Origin of the sequence: Nostoc sp. ChiQUE02 (assembly GCF_034531305.2) — a bacterium.
Taxonomy (GTDB): domain Bacteria; phylum Cyanobacteriota; class Cyanobacteriia; order Cyanobacteriales; family Nostocaceae; genus Nostoc.
On record NZ_JAVRBN020000010.1, the window covers coordinates 16,303 to 32,732 of the forward strand.

At 40.2% G+C, this 16,430-nt stretch carries 16 protein-coding genes; 10 read left to right on the top strand and 6 right to left on the bottom strand.

The window, feature by feature from the left end; all coding sequences use genetic code 11:
• Positions 1–46: 46 nt before the first annotated feature.
• Together RM347_RS12805 and RM347_RS12810 are read right to left on the bottom strand one after the other, a co-directional pair.
• Entirely contained in the window at positions 47–445 is a 399-nt protein-coding gene (locus tag RM347_RS12805; RefSeq protein ID WP_322720391.1) for a DUF4351 domain-containing protein, read from the bottom strand.
• A 52-nt stretch (positions 446–497) separates the two neighbouring features.
• Positions 498–818: a hypothetical protein gene (locus tag RM347_RS12810; RefSeq protein ID WP_416211928.1), complete on the bottom strand. Its 321-nt coding sequence runs from the start codon at positions 816–818 to the stop codon at positions 498–500.
• Between the two features lie 202 nt (positions 819–1,020).
• Between RM347_RS12810 and RM347_RS12815 the strand changes: the two genes are divergently transcribed.
• Positions 1,021–1,482: a tellurite resistance TerB family protein gene (locus RM347_RS12815; RefSeq protein WP_322720390.1), complete on the top strand. Its 462-nt coding sequence runs from the start codon at positions 1,021–1,023 to the stop codon at positions 1,480–1,482.
• Between the two features lie 157 nt (positions 1,483–1,639).
• On the opposite strand, the gene RM347_RS12820 is transcribed toward RM347_RS12815, so the two are convergent.
• Positions 1,640–2,239, bottom strand: a complete 600-nt coding sequence (locus RM347_RS12820; protein WP_322720410.1) for a hypothetical protein — start codon at positions 2,237–2,239, stop codon at positions 1,640–1,642.
• A gap of 210 nt (positions 2,240–2,449) precedes the next feature.
• Between RM347_RS12820 and dacB the strand changes: the two genes are divergently transcribed.
• Positions 2,450–3,922 carry a D-alanyl-D-alanine carboxypeptidase/D-alanyl-D-alanine endopeptidase gene (dacB, locus tag RM347_RS12825; protein ID WP_428850550.1) on the top strand — a complete coding sequence of 491 codons (1,473 nt, stop codon included), beginning with the start codon at positions 2,450–2,452 and terminating at the stop codon, positions 3,920–3,922.
• 29 nt (positions 3,923–3,951) lie between these two features.
• Positions 3,952–4,854, top strand: coding sequence for a S66 peptidase family protein (locus tag RM347_RS12830; protein WP_322720388.1), 903 nt, complete (start codon positions 3,952–3,954; stop codon positions 4,852–4,854).
• A gap of 31 nt (positions 4,855–4,885) precedes the next feature.
• Here RM347_RS12830 and RM347_RS12835 read toward each other — a convergent pair whose 3' ends face one another.
• Complete coding sequence (locus tag RM347_RS12835; RefSeq protein ID WP_322720387.1) at positions 4,886–5,665, bottom strand: class I SAM-dependent methyltransferase; 780 nt, start codon at positions 5,663–5,665, stop codon at positions 4,886–4,888.
• A 395-nt stretch (positions 5,666–6,060) separates the two neighbouring features.
• Here RM347_RS12835 and RM347_RS12840 point away from each other — a divergent pair, with 395 nt between their 5' ends.
• From RM347_RS12840 to RM347_RS12855, 4 genes are all read left to right on the top strand, one after another.
• A complete protein-coding gene (locus RM347_RS12840; RefSeq protein WP_322720386.1) occupies positions 6,061–7,167 on the top strand; it encodes a class I SAM-dependent methyltransferase in 1,107 nt (368 codons plus the stop codon).
• A gap of 47 nt (positions 7,168–7,214) precedes the next feature.
• Entirely contained in the window at positions 7,215–8,183 is a 969-nt protein-coding gene (locus tag RM347_RS12845) for a glycosyltransferase (RefSeq protein ID WP_322720385.1), read from the top strand.
• Between the two features lie 130 nt (positions 8,184–8,313).
• Entirely contained in the window at positions 8,314–8,967 is a 654-nt protein-coding gene (locus RM347_RS12850; protein WP_322720409.1) for a glycosyltransferase family 2 protein, read from the top strand.
• A gap of 18 nt (positions 8,968–8,985) precedes the next feature.
• A complete protein-coding gene (locus tag RM347_RS12855; protein WP_322720384.1) occupies positions 8,986–10,305 on the top strand; it encodes an ABC transporter substrate-binding protein in 1,320 nt (439 codons plus the stop codon).
• Between the two features lie 226 nt (positions 10,306–10,531).
• On the opposite strand, the gene RM347_RS12860 is transcribed toward RM347_RS12855, so the two are convergent.
• Both RM347_RS12860 and RM347_RS12865 read right to left on the bottom strand, forming a co-directional pair.
• Positions 10,532–11,155: a hypothetical protein gene (locus RM347_RS12860; RefSeq protein ID WP_322720383.1), complete on the bottom strand. Its 624-nt coding sequence runs from the start codon at positions 11,153–11,155 to the stop codon at positions 10,532–10,534.
• 34 nt (positions 11,156–11,189) lie between these two features.
• Positions 11,190–11,927 carry a hypothetical protein gene (locus RM347_RS12865; protein ID WP_322720382.1) on the bottom strand — a complete coding sequence of 246 codons (738 nt, stop codon included), beginning with the start codon at positions 11,925–11,927 and terminating at the stop codon, positions 11,190–11,192.
• 221 nt (positions 11,928–12,148) lie between these two features.
• Between RM347_RS12865 and hemE the strand changes: the two genes are divergently transcribed.
• The 3 genes from hemE to RM347_RS12880 all read left to right on the top strand — a co-directional run bounded on the left by hemE (position 12,149) and on the right by RM347_RS12880 (position 16,420).
• Entirely contained in the window at positions 12,149–13,210 is a 1,062-nt protein-coding gene (gene hemE, locus RM347_RS12870; RefSeq protein WP_322720381.1) for a uroporphyrinogen decarboxylase, read from the top strand.
• Positions 13,211–13,392: 182 nt separating this feature from the next.
• Entirely contained in the window at positions 13,393–14,346 is a 954-nt protein-coding gene (locus RM347_RS12875; protein WP_322720380.1) for an NAD-dependent epimerase/dehydratase family protein, read from the top strand.
• Between the two features lie 475 nt (positions 14,347–14,821).
• Positions 14,822–16,420, top strand: a complete 1,599-nt coding sequence (locus tag RM347_RS12880; protein ID WP_322720379.1) for a B12-binding domain-containing radical SAM protein — start codon at positions 14,822–14,824, stop codon at positions 16,418–16,420.
• Positions 16,421–16,430 lie beyond the last annotated feature (10 nt).

Sequence of the window (16,430 nt, forward strand, 5' to 3'; positions counted from 1 at the left end):
AGGAATTCCCCTAATTCTGCTCCCTTTCCTTTTGCGTAGAGATAGCTTAATCTTCCTGATTGGGTTGAGGTAAAAAGATATTTCCTAAGTAATTCACTAAATCGCTTTGACTGGAGAAATCTAACAGCGCCTCAGCTAAGTCTTCTAGTTGAGTAATGGATAATGTGCAAATCTGCTTTTCTATCTCTGGCTCAATTGCAGCAAAGCGTCGTGTCAAAAGACGCATAATCAGTTGTAGCGCCTCCTGTTTCTTTCCTCGTTCTTCTCCCTTTTGCAGAATGTCTTGGTAAATCACAGATTCTTGCATAATTTCCTCTCTGAAAAGCTGTGTAATCAAACTTTTGTCAAACCGTAAACCAGTTAAAACCTGTACACAAGCTGATATATTCTGTCGCTCGTCTGTTTCTTCAATCATATCCACAGCAGTCGCGACTTGAGTTAACAAGTCTGCGGGTGAGTCGGTTCTGGCTAATGTCGCCAGTGGTAAAAGTGCAGGGTTAGCTAGCAGTGGTGTGGGATCTTCTTACTTCGCCAGGATTAGCGGTTGGTAGTAGTTGACTCCAGTCTCCAACACTTGCATAGCCAATTACCTGCAAATAGTGAATTGTACTGGTGACGGCTTTCGAAGAACCAATCAATAAGTGTTTAATTGGTTCTCTATTAGAGAATCGCATTTGAGCAGATTGTTTTTGCTGTTTGAGAATAAGTGCAATTAGCAACTGCGATCGCCCAATCAACAAATGCGATCGCCAAAATAATATTAGAAAGGGGAAACTAGAACATCTAATTCCCTCCCCTTTATAAGCTATGGTGTACACACAAGTACTAAAAACCTCGATCGCTTAAAGCAATTTAACCGTTTTTATACGCAGACAAATATATTCTCTGCGTATTTTTTATGAAAAAAAGATTCATCCCAATGTATATTTCCGCATTATTTTGGGAATCATAAATCGAGGAAGCATTATAAACCGCAAAATATGACTTCCTAAAATATCACGTAACTTTTAGAGGATAATTATGTCTAAACGCAAGTTGCCCAAAGGCCGTAGTGTTAGTTCAGTTGCTCTAGAACCAGAAGTTGCGATCGCACTCCTTGGACTTTTTTCCGCAGCAGCCGATGGTGAAGGTATTTCTTCCACAGAAGAATATGCTTTAAGTGAATTTCTCAGTCGGGTTGACTTATTTGAAGATTACTCTGAAGAAGACTTTGAAGAATTGACCGAAAAAGTTGTCAGCTTGATTGAAGAAGAAGAACCAGAAGATTTAATCGCCCAGTCCATCGAATCCTTACCCAATAGAGGTTATCGTGAAGCTGCATACATCACAGCTATCTTAGTGGTGGGGATTGACGAAGAAGTACCCGAAGCAGAACAGGATTATATCTCTGAGCTTCAGGAAGCCTTAAATATTTCAGACGAACGCGCACAAGAACTTATAGACGCAGTGTTCGGAGAGGAAGAAGAGGAAGAGGAGGAATAATCCTTTTTGAATTGCAGCCTCAACCATCTACCATCGTTAATTTGGGGTTGCTAATTTAGAGGATGAAATAATTTTGTTTGAGTTAAGTTATTCAGATTCCCGACTTCATGAAGAAGTTGGGAATCTTGCACGTTATCAAAATTAATCCGATAGAGGACTAATTAGAAATTGGTACATTTTTAAATGCAGCTGTATCTGGCACAAAAATGTCCAAGTTATTAACACCATCAGGAACTCTTAGCCAGATATAAGCATCTGCGGAGGCTTGTGGACGTACTTGAAACAAAGAAACGCTTTCTGTTGAGCGATTAAGAGCAACTCCTTTGTAAGTTACGCTAGTCTCAGGATTGCGGGCTGTTGTACTAGCAACCGATATAATATCGCCACCAACAACTCCGTCTGTGGCAAGGCGACGAATCCGCATTTGCAGATTTACCACATCACGGTTTCCAGTTTCTGGATCTTTAATTCTTTTTGCTGAAAGTAACTCAACTTCTGCCTTTTTGCCAAAAGCAGGCTGCACAAATTGACCAGGGCTAATTGCTGAAGTTGTAGCACTAGCTGGGGATGGTGAGACCGTTGCTTGTGGAGAAGTTGTAGCTGTAAGACTTGGCACTTGAGTGGGAATGCTGTTACTGACTGTATTAGTAGTATTTAGTGTCTGCCGTAACGTGAAAACTTCATAAGCTACATAGCCGCTACATCCCAGAGCCAAAGTAGAGAGTAATACAGCTACACCAGATAAAAATGTACTCACACCGTTGCCTCGATTTCGTATTTCTGTATGTGCAGGTTGACTTACGTTTCTATTTTGTAGTCCCATAAATTATGTTTGTGCGCTCGCCCACGTATGAAACATGTGAACATCTTCCCTATACTAGTTAAGTAACTTTACTGAGCCAAGTCTTCTCTCTCCGGAAAGAAGTTGTTGGCAAGCTAAAAATATCTATCTTTGGGATAAGGAAAATTGGTGAGACTAAAGACTTTCAATCAACCACTGGGTGTTTTGTTAATATTTTTGACTAGCCAGATAGGATTTAGTTCTATTGCGAAAGCACAAACCCAAGTCGCGCCAACAACTACCACAAAATCAATTTGCTCTACCCAACTGGGAACAGCTATAGATGCTGTAATTAATCGTCCCTTATTTAGTCGGGTGCGCTGGGGAATTTTGGTACAACCCCTATCAAGCGGGCAAACTCTTTACAGCCGGGATGCTCAGAAATATTTTACTCCTGCGTCTAACCTGAAATTGCTGACAACAGCAGCTGCATTGCAGCAATTGGGTGCTAATTTTCGGATTCGCACTTCTATTTATCAGAATGGCAATGGTGTTTTACGTGTTATCGGTAGGGGAGATCCCAGCTTAAGTGATACTCAACTGCAAAAATTGGCACAGCAGCTAAAACAGAAAGGTATTACCCAGATTCAGCGGTTGATTGCCGATGATAGTTATATTCAAGGTGATATTGTTAACCCCACCTGGCAATGGGAAGATGTGCAGTCTGACTATGGCGCACCAGTCAACAGCTTTATTCTGAATCAAAATATTTTTAGCTTAAAACTTGTACCGCAAGCTGTAGGTAAATCTTTACAAGTGGTATGGACGGATGCTGGCGAGGCGAAACAGTGGCGGACAATTAATCAGTCAGTAACCGTTGCCCAAAATCAACCAAGCTACATCAACGTTACCCGCGAATTATCAGGAACAGTATTACGAATTCAAGGACAACTGACAACGAATTCTGAACCGTCTTTAATAGATTTGCCTGTAGTTGACCCTAATTATTACTTCTTACGGCGCTTCCGCACTGCTTTGGCAACAGAAAAAATTACCTTGGGACAAATATTAGTAATAAATGGTGGTGTTAATCAAGAGGAAATAGCATTTGTAGAGTCGCCACCTTTATCTGAATTATTAATGGAAACTCTTCAGAATAGTAATAACTTATATGCTGAAGCATTGCTGAGAGCATTAGCTGTGAAAAAACCCAGAGTGAAAAATCAGACTAGCGCTGATGTCGGTTTAGAAGTTGTCAAAGCGAGTTTAACTCAATTGGGAGTTGATCCAGCAAATTATATTTTAGTGGATGGTTCGGGTTTATCACGTCGTAACTTAGTGACACCAGAAGCTTTTGTACAAACTTTGCGAGGAATAGCAAGAACACCAACAGCATATATATATCGTGCATCTTTACCCGTGGCGGGTAAAAGTGGAACTCTAAAGGGCCGCTTTCAAGGTACACCTGCTGAGGGCATTGTACAAGCAAAAACAGGTACGTTAACGGGTGTAATTTCTCTATCTGGATATATGAATGCGCCGAAGTATGAACCGCTGGTTTTTAGTATTATCGTGAATCAATCAGAACAACCTGCAACAGTTGTGCGGCAGGCAATTGATGAAGTTGTTGTGTTGTTAACACAGTTGCAGCATTGTTAATATTATACTTTTCACTCATAACTTTTTTCATGCCAGCCAAAATCTTACCACCGCCCCTGAAACCTGGAGATTTACTACGAGTAATTGCCCCTAGTGGTGCTTTGCGAGAATTTGAGGCATTTGAACGGAGTATAGAAATTTGGCGATCGCGCGGCTACCAACTAGAAATCAGCCCCAAGATAGATGACAAATGGGGTTATCTAGCAGGAACAGACGAAAACCGTCGTCAGCAATTAGCAGCAGCATGGCAAGATCCTGATTGTCGTGGTCTTCTTTGTACCAGAGGCGGTTTTGGCAGCACCCGCATCTTAGAAGATTGGAATTGGCCAAACTCAGCGCATCCTAAGTGGCTCATAGGCTTTTCGGATATCACAGCTTTGTTATGGAGCCTTTATACAGCAGGAGTTTCTGGCGTTCACGGTCCCGTGCTGACGACTTTGATAGATGAGCCAGATTGGTCGATTGAGCGATTATTCGATTGGCTGGAGGGCCGCACTATCGCTCCTCTTAAAGGTTACGGTTGGGGTGGTGGTGTGGTTACTGGTACTTTGTTGCCAGGTAATCTCACGGTGGCTACTCACCTTTTGGGTACACCAATCTTGCCACATCTGGATGGTGTAATTCTCGCATTGGAGGATGTTACGGAAGCACCTTATCGTATTGACAGGATGCTGACGCAGTGGCGTTTGAGTGGTGCTTTGTCTAAAGTCTGCGGTATTGCTTTGGGGGGTTTTACTCGCTGTGAAGCGCCGCCAACTGTGCCTAGCTTTAGTGTAGAAGAAGTATTGCGCGATCGCTTGGGTGATTTGGATATTCCGATTGTCTCTGACTTATCTTTTGGCCACGATAGTCCCAATGCAGCGTTACCAGTGGGTGTAGAGGTAACTTTAGATGGGGATGCGGGGATATTAGCGATCGCGCATCCACATTAAGTTAAAATCAGATCCGCTTCTGGTTAAACAGTCATAATCCACTTACAGAATAACCTTCTAAATGCTTTGGTAAATTCCAATTAACTTTCGGATCTGGCTGATGTTTTACTGGCTCAACATTCCCACGCCAAGCAGCACCCATAATTTGCATAGTTTGGTAAATGATTGTATTCCAACCTTTTTCCTTTAAATAGTCTAAGCCTTGTGCTACATCAGGGGAAGTTAAATCATGGAACAAAATTAAAGCATCATCCTCTGCCAATGGTTCACAAATAATCGTATCATTGAGCGGAGCCTGCGCTTCATGATCGCCATCAATGAAAATCAATGACCACTTGCGTTGTAACTGTTTAGCTAACTCCTCTACCTTTTGTGGACTATAACCAGCTACTAAATTAACTGAGTCGAGAACACCAGCAAGCCGTAAGGAATTACTTACACTTTCATAAACATCTTCTCTGGCTAAAGCAGGATCAATTACATCTAATTCCACTCCACCTAATGCCAGATGGCAGGCAGACCAACCCCGCAAACAACCAATTTCTAATGCTTTTTTCCCAGCAAATTTGATTGCCGTATTATATAAAATATGTGTCTCATCTCGATTGAGAAACCCTATAAATGGCTCATCTTTATCCACATACCAGTTATGGGGAATCTCTCGACGTAAATAAGACCAATAACAATTATTGAGGTCTCCAATAATCATATTGGGGAAAGATGAATCAGGATGAGCTATTTCAAATTCAGGTGAAATATAGTCCCAACTAGACAATGAGATATTTGGAACAACTTCATTAGTTTTTGTCATTCTTTCTTTTTCTCCAAAGATTCATTATGTACTAGTTTTGTTAGCTTTAACAATTAAATTACGTAATTCAGGATTAACAGTAACACACTATGGTTCAATAGTTAATACTGAGATCAAGTCAAATCCCCAAGCAAAAGGTAATCGCCCCTAATGCTGCCCTGCGGTAATTAGAAACATCTAGGCGCGGGTAGAAAGTAAGGCGATGCCTATGGCGGCAAGCTACGCAGGGCTTTTACTAAATGTGAATCACCCCACCAAGCCGTACTAGATTTACTGTAGAGAAAGAGAAAATCTTCTCTGCATAATCTGTGAACTGTCAGTATAGATAGATTCCAAAATAGCTTATAATGCCTAAGTCATCCTCCTTATTAAAATTTTTTGAGTCATTTACTTGTATGCCCAAACAATATGTACCTAACGTCTTCTTAAAAATTGAAGATTCACAGTTATATGCAATTTTTGCTTGGAGTCAGCGAACAGCAGAAATTGTTCCATCAAAATCGTGGCTGACAATACTAGAAATATTCGTTCACGAACATTCACTAGGGAATGCTTACCAAATATTCCAAAAAGTTAAATACGCTTCCATAGCAGATAAAGTCATTCAGGAACTAGATCAATATGAACAACTTCTTCAAGATGCTATAGTTTTTTTAGCAGATGGCAGCCTGACAATTTTCGGTAAAGGCTTTCGGAGTTTTATCGAAAAGGAAATGCAATTTGAACTTGGTTCATTAAGTAGAGAAACTTACCAAGTCCTGCCACAATTATTTTCTCAATACAAATTAGAAGATGACCTAGAATCTATTGAGAGTATAGAAGACTTTCGTAAATTAGTAGAACACTTAGAAAACCTTGGTTTCCTATCACCTGCGACAGGTTCAATAGATTGGGGTGATTTGAAAAAAGCAGTTCCCATTTGTCAAGCATTTGGATTGACAAGAGGTAAACCCGTCGATAGATACTATCTGAGCAAATTTCTTCAGGAAATTCAAACCCAAATCGGGGATAATATCTTGGAAATAGGAGGAACACCAAAAGACAAAGATTTTTATCAAATTAATCCAGGCACATCATATCAAATTCTCAACTTAGAAGCAGGCCCAGGAGTAGATATAGTTGGGGATGTTCACGATGTATCTGTTATCAAACCAGAAACTTTTGATTCAGTGATAATTTTTAATGTTTTAGAACACTGTTATGCTCCCTGGATAGCGGTGGAAAATATCCACACTTGGCTAAAACCCGGTGGAAAATGTTTTGCGATGGTACCAAGTGCGATTAGAGTTCATGCTACTCCCGTTGATTATTGGCGACCTTTACCTGATGCTTTCGCCTGGATGTTTAGAAACTTCTCACAACAGAAGTTGTATGTCTATGGCAATCCTACCACTGTCATAGCTAGTTATCACGGAATAGCCGTAGAAGAACTAACATCTGAAGAACTAGACGCTTATCATCCAGATTATCCGGTCGCAACTTGTATTTTGGCTGAAAAGTAAATCTAAAAGTTTGAGGAGAAAAAGTGTGAGGAGAAACTAAATTATTTATGAAAATTGCTCTTGTCGCTTGGGGTTATATCCCTGAACCTCCCCTATCGCATTCTGTTTTAACTGTGATAAATGAATACAAAAACTTTTTAGAGAAAATTGGACATCAAGCCGATATCTTAAACGAGAAAGATGTTAACGAGGTCATAGAATATATTAATAATAATAATTATGACTTTGTGCATTTACACGCCTATAGTTTTGTAAGCGAATTTAATCGGAACCTTAAGCAGAAGTATTGTTTTACCTGTCATGATGGCTATTTGTTTAAAACAGATAAATGGAATGAAGAATTTAGAGAAGCATATCAACATTATTTCAATGCACCTGGGATAATTGCTCTTTCTCACTTAACAAAAGATTTTTTACTGAAAGCAGGCTATTCTGGATACATATCAGTGCAAGTGAACGGTATTGATAGTCAGAAAGTAAATTTTCAAGCTAAAGGTAATAATAAAGCTATTTGTTTAGGTTGGATTCAACCAAGAAAACAGCAGAAATTACTGGCAAAAATCATAGATGGAAAGATTGGAATAGATTTTGTTGGCCCTCTAGATGATCCTGATTTTGTTGAAGGAACAACAACAAAACATTTAGGTGTATGGAGTTTAGAACAAGTTTATTCTCGGCTCACAGATTATAGCTGTTTAGTTTTAATTAGTGAAGGAGAAGTTGCACCACTTGTAGTATTAGAAGCAATGGCAGCAGGTTTATGTATCGTTGTTTCTGAATCTGCTAGCGCCAATTTACATCACAAAGAATTCATTAAAATTTTGCCAGATAATATTTTAACTGACACCACGCCAGAAGCTCAACAAGTTGTTACCGATACAATTAGCGAGATGATTGAGAAAAACCAATCTTATCGCCAAGAAATTTTAGAATATGTCAGAGAAAAATTTGATTATAGCCGGATAATTTATAATTATAATGATGTTATGCACGAATTTATAAACTTACACAGTTAAAGAGTAATTTTTTAGATTGTTAATAACTTTGTTATGTTAAATACAGCTTAATGCTTTACTCCTCAATAATTAAAAATCCCTGTTTTATTAATGGGATTTTTGTGTGAACAATTACGATGATGATTTAAAAATGGAAACTGTAATTTTTGATTTCAATTATGAAGTATCAATTATCCTCTGTACCTACAATCGAGCAAAATATCTAAATAATTGCATTGATAGTGTTATCGCTCAAACTTTTAAAGATTGGGAACTGATTATAGTTGATGACGGCAGCCAGGATAATACTTTTGAAATTGTCAATCCTTATCTTGAACAATTTCAAAATATCCGGTATTTGAAACATCAAAATAGGAAGCTATGGTATGCTAAAAATGCTGGTATTCAAGCATCTTTTGGCAAATATATAACATTTCTGGATAGTGATGATGCTTATAAAGTCAATCACCTGGATGCGCGAATTGAATATATGAAAGCTAATCCAGAAATTGATTTGATTGAAGGTGGGTTCGCCACAGAAGAAGAGATTTTGGTTGCAGATTATTTTCAACCAGGTAAAAAAATTAATCTCCGAGAATGTGTTTTAGGCCCAACCTTTTTTGGGAAGAGACAGGTATTTTTTGAGGTGAAAGGGTTTAATCATATTGCTTACGGAGAGGATACAGACTTTTGGTATCGGGCAGCAAAAATCTTCAGAACCGAAAAAATAACCGAACCCCAAACTTATATTTACACAAGAGCAGAAACTAGTATTACCAAAAGTGTTTTGGAGAATATTTCTTAATCTGGTTAACTACCTGGTATGAAGATTATCCTTTTTCTATCCCAAATAAGCCATTATTATCGCCGGGTTATTGCTTCTGTTTGGCAAATGTTACTTATAGGGATTGTCCTAAGTTCGTTTCTTATATTTTTATCTGGTTGTCAGGGACTAGCACAGAAGGATGATGGAGTAATTCGTTTAACCCTATGGCAAGCAATCAATCCCCCTGCTAATCGAGATGTGTTTGAAAAACTGGTAGACAAATTTAATCAGACTCATCCTAATGTCCAGGTAGAATCTGTCTTTTTAGCTCAACCCCACTTGCCGAAAATATTAACAGCAGTTGTGGGTAATGTGCCTCCAGATATCCTGGCATTCTACCCGCAAATTACAGGTCAGTTGGCAGATTTAAGGGCAATTATACCTTTAGAAGATTGGTTAGACAAATTGCCACTAAAGTCAGAAATCAGCCCTAACCTACTTGAAGAATTGCAATTGGACGGTCATCTTTGGTCAGCCCCATTATATACAAGCAATATAGGCATTTTTTACAGACCTAAGCTTTTTGAAGCTGCGGGAATTACGCAAATGCCTAAGACTTGGGAAAAATTGAGGGAAGTTGCTAAAAAATTGACCATAGACCGCAATGGCGACAACCGACCAGAACAGTACGGAATTGTACTGCCTTTAGGAAAGGGAGAATGGACTGTTTTTAGCTGGTTTCCTTTTTTATTGAGCGCTGGAGGAGAAGTACTAACAAATAACCGACCAGATTTAACGAACGCTGGAGCGCTGAAAGCTTTACAATTCTGGCAGCAGCTATTAAAAGATGGTTCAGCAACGCTTTCTTCTCCAGAAAGGGGTTATGAAGAGGATGCTTTTATAGCGGGTCGCGTTGCTATGCAAATTACAGGCCCTTGGACTTATATCACTAAATCTAAAGTTGATTATGATGCATTTCCCATACCTGCAAATGTTGGTCAAGCTACGGTCACAGGTGGCGGAAATCTGTATGTGATGAAAACTACACCAGCCAGAGAGCAAGCTGCACTCAAGTTTTTAGAATATGTTTTGAGTGAAGAATTCCAAAAAGAATGGAGTATCGGCACCGGTTTTTTACCAGTTAATCTTAAAGCTGCACAAAGTGAGGCTTATCAGCAATTCATGAACCAAAAACCTTGGTTAAAAGTGTTTATGGAACAAGTTCCTCTGGCTGGTGCTCGACCGATTATTGCTGGATATAGCCGCCTTTCTGACAGTCTTGGTCGAGCTATTGAGGCTACATTGTTGGGTGAGTCTCCTGAAAAAGCTCTCAAAATAGCACAAGAGCGTTTAGAAACTATTTGGGATAGCAATTAAATCAAACTGGGTAGCTCGTGATATCCTCTGAGGTGCAGTGGCTTGAGTACATAATTAACGGGAGCATCCCATTTTTGTAAACGTCATTGCGAACGCGAGTGCGTCTCGTAGAGAGGAGGAACGACGAAGCAATCCCAGTCTTTGCGATTGCTTCGTCGTTCCTCCTCGCAATGACATATTAAATTTTATTATTTCATCGAATAATAAAAACTGGGATGCTCCCTAATTAACTAGTAGCATTCGTAAGAATTCCCACAAGCACTCGCACTAATTCTTCCAAACCTTCTGGAACGCGATAAAGTTTGATATCTTGCATGATCCGTTTATCTTGGCGATAAAATATTCCAAATCGCCAATCTTCTCCATTTGTTACAGCACCATACAAAGTTGGGGTTTGAGAATCTGTCCATTGGTCAAGTGCTATCAATTCAATTGCAAGTTGAGTAAACCCTCGACTTAAATCGGATTGCTTGGCTTCAACTACTAACAGTGAATTGGAAGATGAAATATAGTAATCAAAACTTCCTTTGAGTTGTTCGCTAACATTAATGGGATACTCAATGTTCAGTTGAGTTTGCGTTTGGTCGCAAATTTCCAGCAAAATAGGAGCAATTAAAACTTCACGTTTTGCAGCTTCACTGATAGGGTTGACGCGCATGATATTGCGCCGTAAGTAACGCTGCAAAAACTCTAAATAGTCAATTACGCCTGAATATTGTGGTAGTTGTAGCGATGCGCGTTCGTAACTACATCCCAGTTCCGCCAAGATGTCTGCTGGGGTATATGGTAATTCAAAATACTTACTAAATGTATAACTTTGACCGGGTTGGAGAATTCGCGGGCGAGTCATAAACATTAAAATTAATGGAATATATCGACAAAAGTCAGGGAGAAACTTCAGTTTTGCGATGTAAATTTCTTTTCAGTGTACACAAACCAATTGCTGGGATGGCTCCCAAAATTATAGCTGTCAGCCCTTGTCCGCTCCAATATAATATGGGAGTCCGGTAGGTTTCTGGAATCAAATTTTGTATAAGAAAAAGCAACCAAACCAAAATAGTAATCAAGAAGAAAGAGATTGAGGGTAAAAAATTCCACCACCAAATGCCTGCGGTATATCGCCTCAATACCAGCCATTGGCAAATACCTAGCCAAATTCCAGAAATTATATATGCGATCGCAGACAAAAATCCGAAAATAAAAGTTTCTTCAGGTGATGATGAGGCAATGGTTGAAATGTAGTTAATCCAGGCTGTAGAAACGCCGTTGGCAATCAGCCAACCGACGCTAGTAGCAAATAGCCACTGCCAACCTAGTAAATATCGGTAAAGGACAAGGCTCTGGTCAGCAGCAAAAATTACAGCAAATACAACGTTACTGAGACTTCTGACCAAAATGCTCCATGTTTGTGGTTGGATAGCAACGTTAGGTGAGAGACTTTGGAGAATAATTTTCTCTAAGGCGATACTGGCAATGCCACCCACAACCCATCCGATCAGGGTCATTAAGGTAAACTGAATAAAGAACCTCTGTCGCTGCGATCGCGGAATCAAAAACTTTCCTGGATTAGGCTCATTATTAGCAGATGCAAGATGTTCGGGACTGTTAGAGTCAGTTTGCATAAGAAGTTAGGGGAGTAGAGAGTGGAGACAACACAAAAGAGTGACGAAATTCTTTTATATTCCACTTTTTTTGTTAATTCTTGTTTTATCCTATTCCCGACCCGATTTCCCTTTGGTGTAAAGGAACTAGGGCTTTTGCTGACAACTTGCTAATAAAGCGTAATCCCGGAATGATAAGCTAAACAGTGGCATAAAAATTGTGACTTAGGATGAAGTGATAAATGGGTGTTTATTCAACGACTCCTCATCTGTTACGGGCTGCTCGTGGTGAAGTAGTAGATCGTCCCCCTGTATGGATGATGCGACAAGCGGGACGATATATGAAAGCATATCGAGACTTAAGAGATAAGTATCCTTCGTTTCGCGATCGCTCGGAAATTCCAGAAGTAGCAATTGAAGTTTCCTTGCAACCGTGGAGAGCTTTCCAACCAGACGGAGTAATTTTATTTTCTGATATTGTCACCCCATTACCTGGTTTGGGCATTGACATGGACATTGCGGAAGGTAAAGGGCCAATCATTCACTCGCCCCTCCGCACTCAAGAACAAATTGAGCTTCTGCGTCCTTTAGAACCAGAAGCAGCTCTACCATTTATCAAAACAATTTTGCAAGCGCTACGTTCTGAAGTAGGCGATAAATCAACGGTGTTGGGCTTTGTGGGTGCGCCGTGGACCTTAGCAGCTTATGCAGTAGAGGGAAAAGGTTCTAAAACCTACTCCATCATCAAAAACATGGCATTTTCAGACCCGGTGATATTGCATCAACTGTTAGCTAAATTAGCAGATGCGATCGCGATCTATGCCCGCTATCAAATTGACTGTGGTGCTCAAGTTGTCCAAATGTTCGATTCTTGGGCGGGTCAATTGAGTCCTCAAGATTATGACACTTTTGCTCTCCCCTATCAGCAGCGAGTTTTCCAGCAAGTTAAGCAAACCCATCCCGATACACCTTTGATTTTGCTAGTTAGCGGTAGTGCGGGTGTGTTGGAAAGAATGGGACAATCTGGCGCTGATATTGTCACTGTAGACTGGGCAGTAGATATGGCAGACGCAAGAGCCAGATTGGGTAAACAAATGAAAGTTCAAGGAAATCTTGACCCAGGCGTACTATTCGGCTCTAAACAGTTTATCCGCGATCGCATTCTCGATACCGTTCGCAAAGCTGGCAATTGGGGTCACATTCTCAATCTCGGTCATGGTGTCTTACCAGAAACTCCCGAAGAAAATGTCGCTTTCTTCTTTGAAACAGCAAAGGAATTGAATCTGGCAGGAGTTAAGGGTTAGGAGTTATGGGTTATGAGTTAAGAGTTAGGAGTTATGAGTTATGAAGTTATCAGTTGTGAGGTGTAGAGTTATTTTTAACTCCTCGCTTCTAACTCATAACTTTATTTTTAACTCCTGATTCGGAACTTTTAACTTTATTTTTAACTCTTCACTTTTAACTCCTAACGTTTGATAAATTATCTATGAGCCAGAAACGGATTTTAGTGACTGGTGCAAGTGGTTGTGTAGGTCATTATTTAACAGAAACCTTAATTAAAGAAACAGATCACGAACTGTATCTACTAGTTAGGAACCCAAGTAAACTACAAGTTGATACTAAGGCCCGTTCAGGTATCAACGTTTTACAAGGTGATATGCAAAATATTCGCCAGTTTGCCGATTTGCTATCCACAATCGATACGGCGGTACTCACAGCCACAGCTTGGGGTGGTGATGAGACATTTGATATTAATGTCGTCAAGACTATAGAGTTGCTGGAACTGCTAGATCCAGAACGTTGTCAGCAGGTTATTTATTTTTCGACAGCGAGCGTTTTAGATCGGTACAATCAACCATTAAAAGAAGCCGGGGAAATTGGAACAGATTATATTCGTTCTAAATATGAGTGCTTACATAAAAAAGAAAAATTAGCGATCGCACCCAAAATTACCACAGTATTTCCAACTTTAGTATTGGGTGGTGATGCCAATAAACCCTATTCTCACCTCACATCTGGCATTCCAGAAGTGACAAAATATATTAATGTGATTCGCTTTTTGGAAGCAGATGGGAGTTTCCACTTTATCCACGGACGAGATATTGCGACTGTAGTACGATATTTAATTGATCATCCTGGCAAAAATGAGCAATCACGTCGGCTTGTTTTAGGTCAAGCACCGTTAACTGCTAATCAAGCAGTGAAACAAGTTTGTGCATATTTGGGCAAAAAGATTTACTTTCGCATTCCCATATCTATAGCATTGGCTAATTTGATTATTGTTCTGTTCCGCATTCGGATGGCCGCTTGGGATCGGTTTTGCATGAACTATCGGCATTTCACATACGAAAAATTCATCAATCCCGATAGTTTCGGCTTACCAAATTATTGTGCAACCATGAGTGATGTTTTAAAAATTAGTGGCGTTAAACGTGCATGATAAAATATCTATTCTTTGCTAATGATAGCGGTCATTTCTTGCGAAGATAAGCCGACACAAGCTGCTAGTTCTTCCAATACTGACAAATGTAACGGCAAGGAGAACCCTGAAACTTTGTGCAAAAGCTTTTGAGAGCCATTGTGCGATCATCTGATTGATTTATTCTGAAGCGCTACACTTGTTTTCTAATTTGCTTCTTTTTTTACGATACAGCTAAATGACAATAATTCTTATATATGTGGGAGTCTTTTTAAAGAAAGCCTAGTACAGGCGAAATTTTACCTATCTTTAACCAGTTTCTCTGAGCAACTTGTCTGGTTAATTGAGATAGTAGCTGGATTTACGCCGTACTGTACTAGTCGCCGATTTGAGGTAAAAATATCAGTGGTAAAATAAAACAACTTTAATAAAAAGTCAATAACTCTTTATTTTCGTTAGAGTGGGATAACAATCAAAGTGTGAGGATTGATACTACATGCGAATCTTGTTAGTGTATCCAATATTTCCCAAAACCTTTTGGTCTTATGAAAAAATCTTGGAGTTAGTCGATCGCAAGGTTTTATTACCACCTCTGGGTTTAGTAACAGTAGCCGCAATTCTCCCCCAAGAATGGGAATTCAAGCTGGTCGATCGCAACATCCGCCCAGCAACAGAAGCAGAATGGGCATGGGCAGATGTAGTAATTCTCTCGGCGATGATTGTCCAGAAACAAGATTTACTTGAGCAAATTCAGGAAGCAAAAAAACGTGGCAAGCTAGTCGCAGTTGGCGGCCCTTACCCCACTTCTGTACCTCATGAAGTTGAAAATGTTGGCGCAGATTTTCTAATTTTGGATGAAGGGGAAATCACCCTGCCCATGTTTATTGAGGCAATCAAAAGGGGAGACACATCCGGCACTTTCCGCGCCACAGAAAAGCCTGATGTCACAAGTACACCAATACCCCGTTTTGATTTATTAGAATTGAATGCCTATGACATGATGTCGGTGCAGTTTTCGCGTGGGTGTCCCTTCCAGTGCGAATTTTGCGACATTATTGTTCTCTACGGGCGCAAACCACGCACCAAAACCCCAGCCCAATTGTTAGCAGAGTTAGATTGTCTCTATGAATTGGGTTGGCGGCGGGGTGTGTTCATGGTGGATGACAACTTTATTGGCAACAAGCGAAATGTGAAATTGTTGCTGAAAGAGCTAAAAGTCTGGATGGCAGAACATAAGTATCCCTTCCGATTTGACACGGAAGCTTCAGTTGACTTGGCACAAGACCAAGAAATGTTGGAGTTGATGGTTGAGTGTGGTTTCTCGGCGGTGTTTTTGGGAATCGAAACGCCGGATGAGGATAGTTTGCAAATGACCAAGAAGTTTCAAAATACTCGCAGTTCTCTAACTGAGGCAGTGCAAACCATCACCAAAGCGGGATTGCGCCCAATGGCTGGGTTTATTATCGGGTTTGATGGCGAAAAAGCAGGTGCAGGCGATCGCATTGTCCGCTTTGCTGAACAAGCAGCAATTCCCTCTACTACCTTTGCCATGTTGCAAGCGTTACCTAACACCGCGCTTTGGCATCGCTTGAAAAAAGAAGGACGACTACGGGAAAACCAAGATGGCAACATCAACCAAACAACATTGATGAACTTCCTGCCCACCCGTCCCCTGGAAGAACTTGCCAGAGAATATATTGAGGCGTTTTGTACTTTATATGACCCAGTGCAATACCTGGATCGCACCTATCGCTGTTTCTTGATGATGGGTTTGCCAAGTTGGAAAGCACCAGCCAAAATGCCAGAGTGGGTAGTTATTAAAGCGCTACTAATTGTAATTTGGCGACAAGGAATCAAACGGGAAACGCGCTGGAAATTCTGGCATCATTTGTTTAGCATTCTCAAGCGTAACCCTGGAGTTATTGAGCATTACATCGCTGCTTGTGCCCACAACGAGCATTTTCTAGAGTATCGCCAAATAGTGCGCGATCAAATTGAAAGTCAGCTAGCTGAATATCTAGCACAAGGTGCAGAAACGCCTTATGTGCTAGTGAAGGAAAAAGTAGAAGAAAAAGCTGAAGCAGTAGTCAGTTAACGGCCAATAC

Bases quoted from the DNA above. Each gene is read 5' to 3' on its own strand.
- RM347_RS12815 (WP_322720390.1), top strand. From the start codon at position 1,021: ATGTCTAAACGCAAGTTGCCCAAAGGCCGTAGTGTTAGTTCAGTTGCT.
- RM347_RS12830 (WP_322720388.1), top strand. From the start codon at position 3,952: ATGCCAGCCAAAATCTTACCACCGCCCCTGAAACCTGGAGATTTACTA.
- RM347_RS12835 (WP_322720387.1), bottom strand. From the start codon at position 5,665: ATGACAAAAACTAATGAAGTTGTTCCAAATATCTCATTGTCTAGTTGG.
- RM347_RS12840 (WP_322720386.1), top strand. From the start codon at position 6,061: ATGCCCAAACAATATGTACCTAACGTCTTCTTAAAAATTGAAGATTCA.
- RM347_RS12845 (WP_322720385.1), top strand. From the start codon at position 7,215: ATGAAAATTGCTCTTGTCGCTTGGGGTTATATCCCTGAACCTCCCCTA.
- RM347_RS12850 (WP_322720409.1), top strand. From the start codon at position 8,314: ATGGAAACTGTAATTTTTGATTTCAATTATGAAGTATCAATTATCCTC.
- RM347_RS12855 (WP_322720384.1), top strand. From the start codon at position 8,986: ATGAAGATTATCCTTTTTCTATCCCAAATAAGCCATTATTATCGCCGG.
- RM347_RS12860 (WP_322720383.1), bottom strand. From the start codon at position 11,155: ATGACTCGCCCGCGAATTCTCCAACCCGGTCAAAGTTATACATTTAGT.
- RM347_RS12865 (WP_322720382.1), bottom strand. From the start codon at position 11,927: ATGCAAACTGACTCTAACAGTCCCGAACATCTTGCATCTGCTAATAAT.
- hemE (WP_322720381.1), top strand. From the start codon at position 12,149: ATGGGTGTTTATTCAACGACTCCTCATCTGTTACGGGCTGCTCGTGGT.
- RM347_RS12875 (WP_322720380.1), top strand. From the start codon at position 13,393: ATGAGCCAGAAACGGATTTTAGTGACTGGTGCAAGTGGTTGTGTAGGT.
- RM347_RS12880 (WP_322720379.1), top strand. From the start codon at position 14,822: ATGCGAATCTTGTTAGTGTATCCAATATTTCCCAAAACCTTTTGGTCT.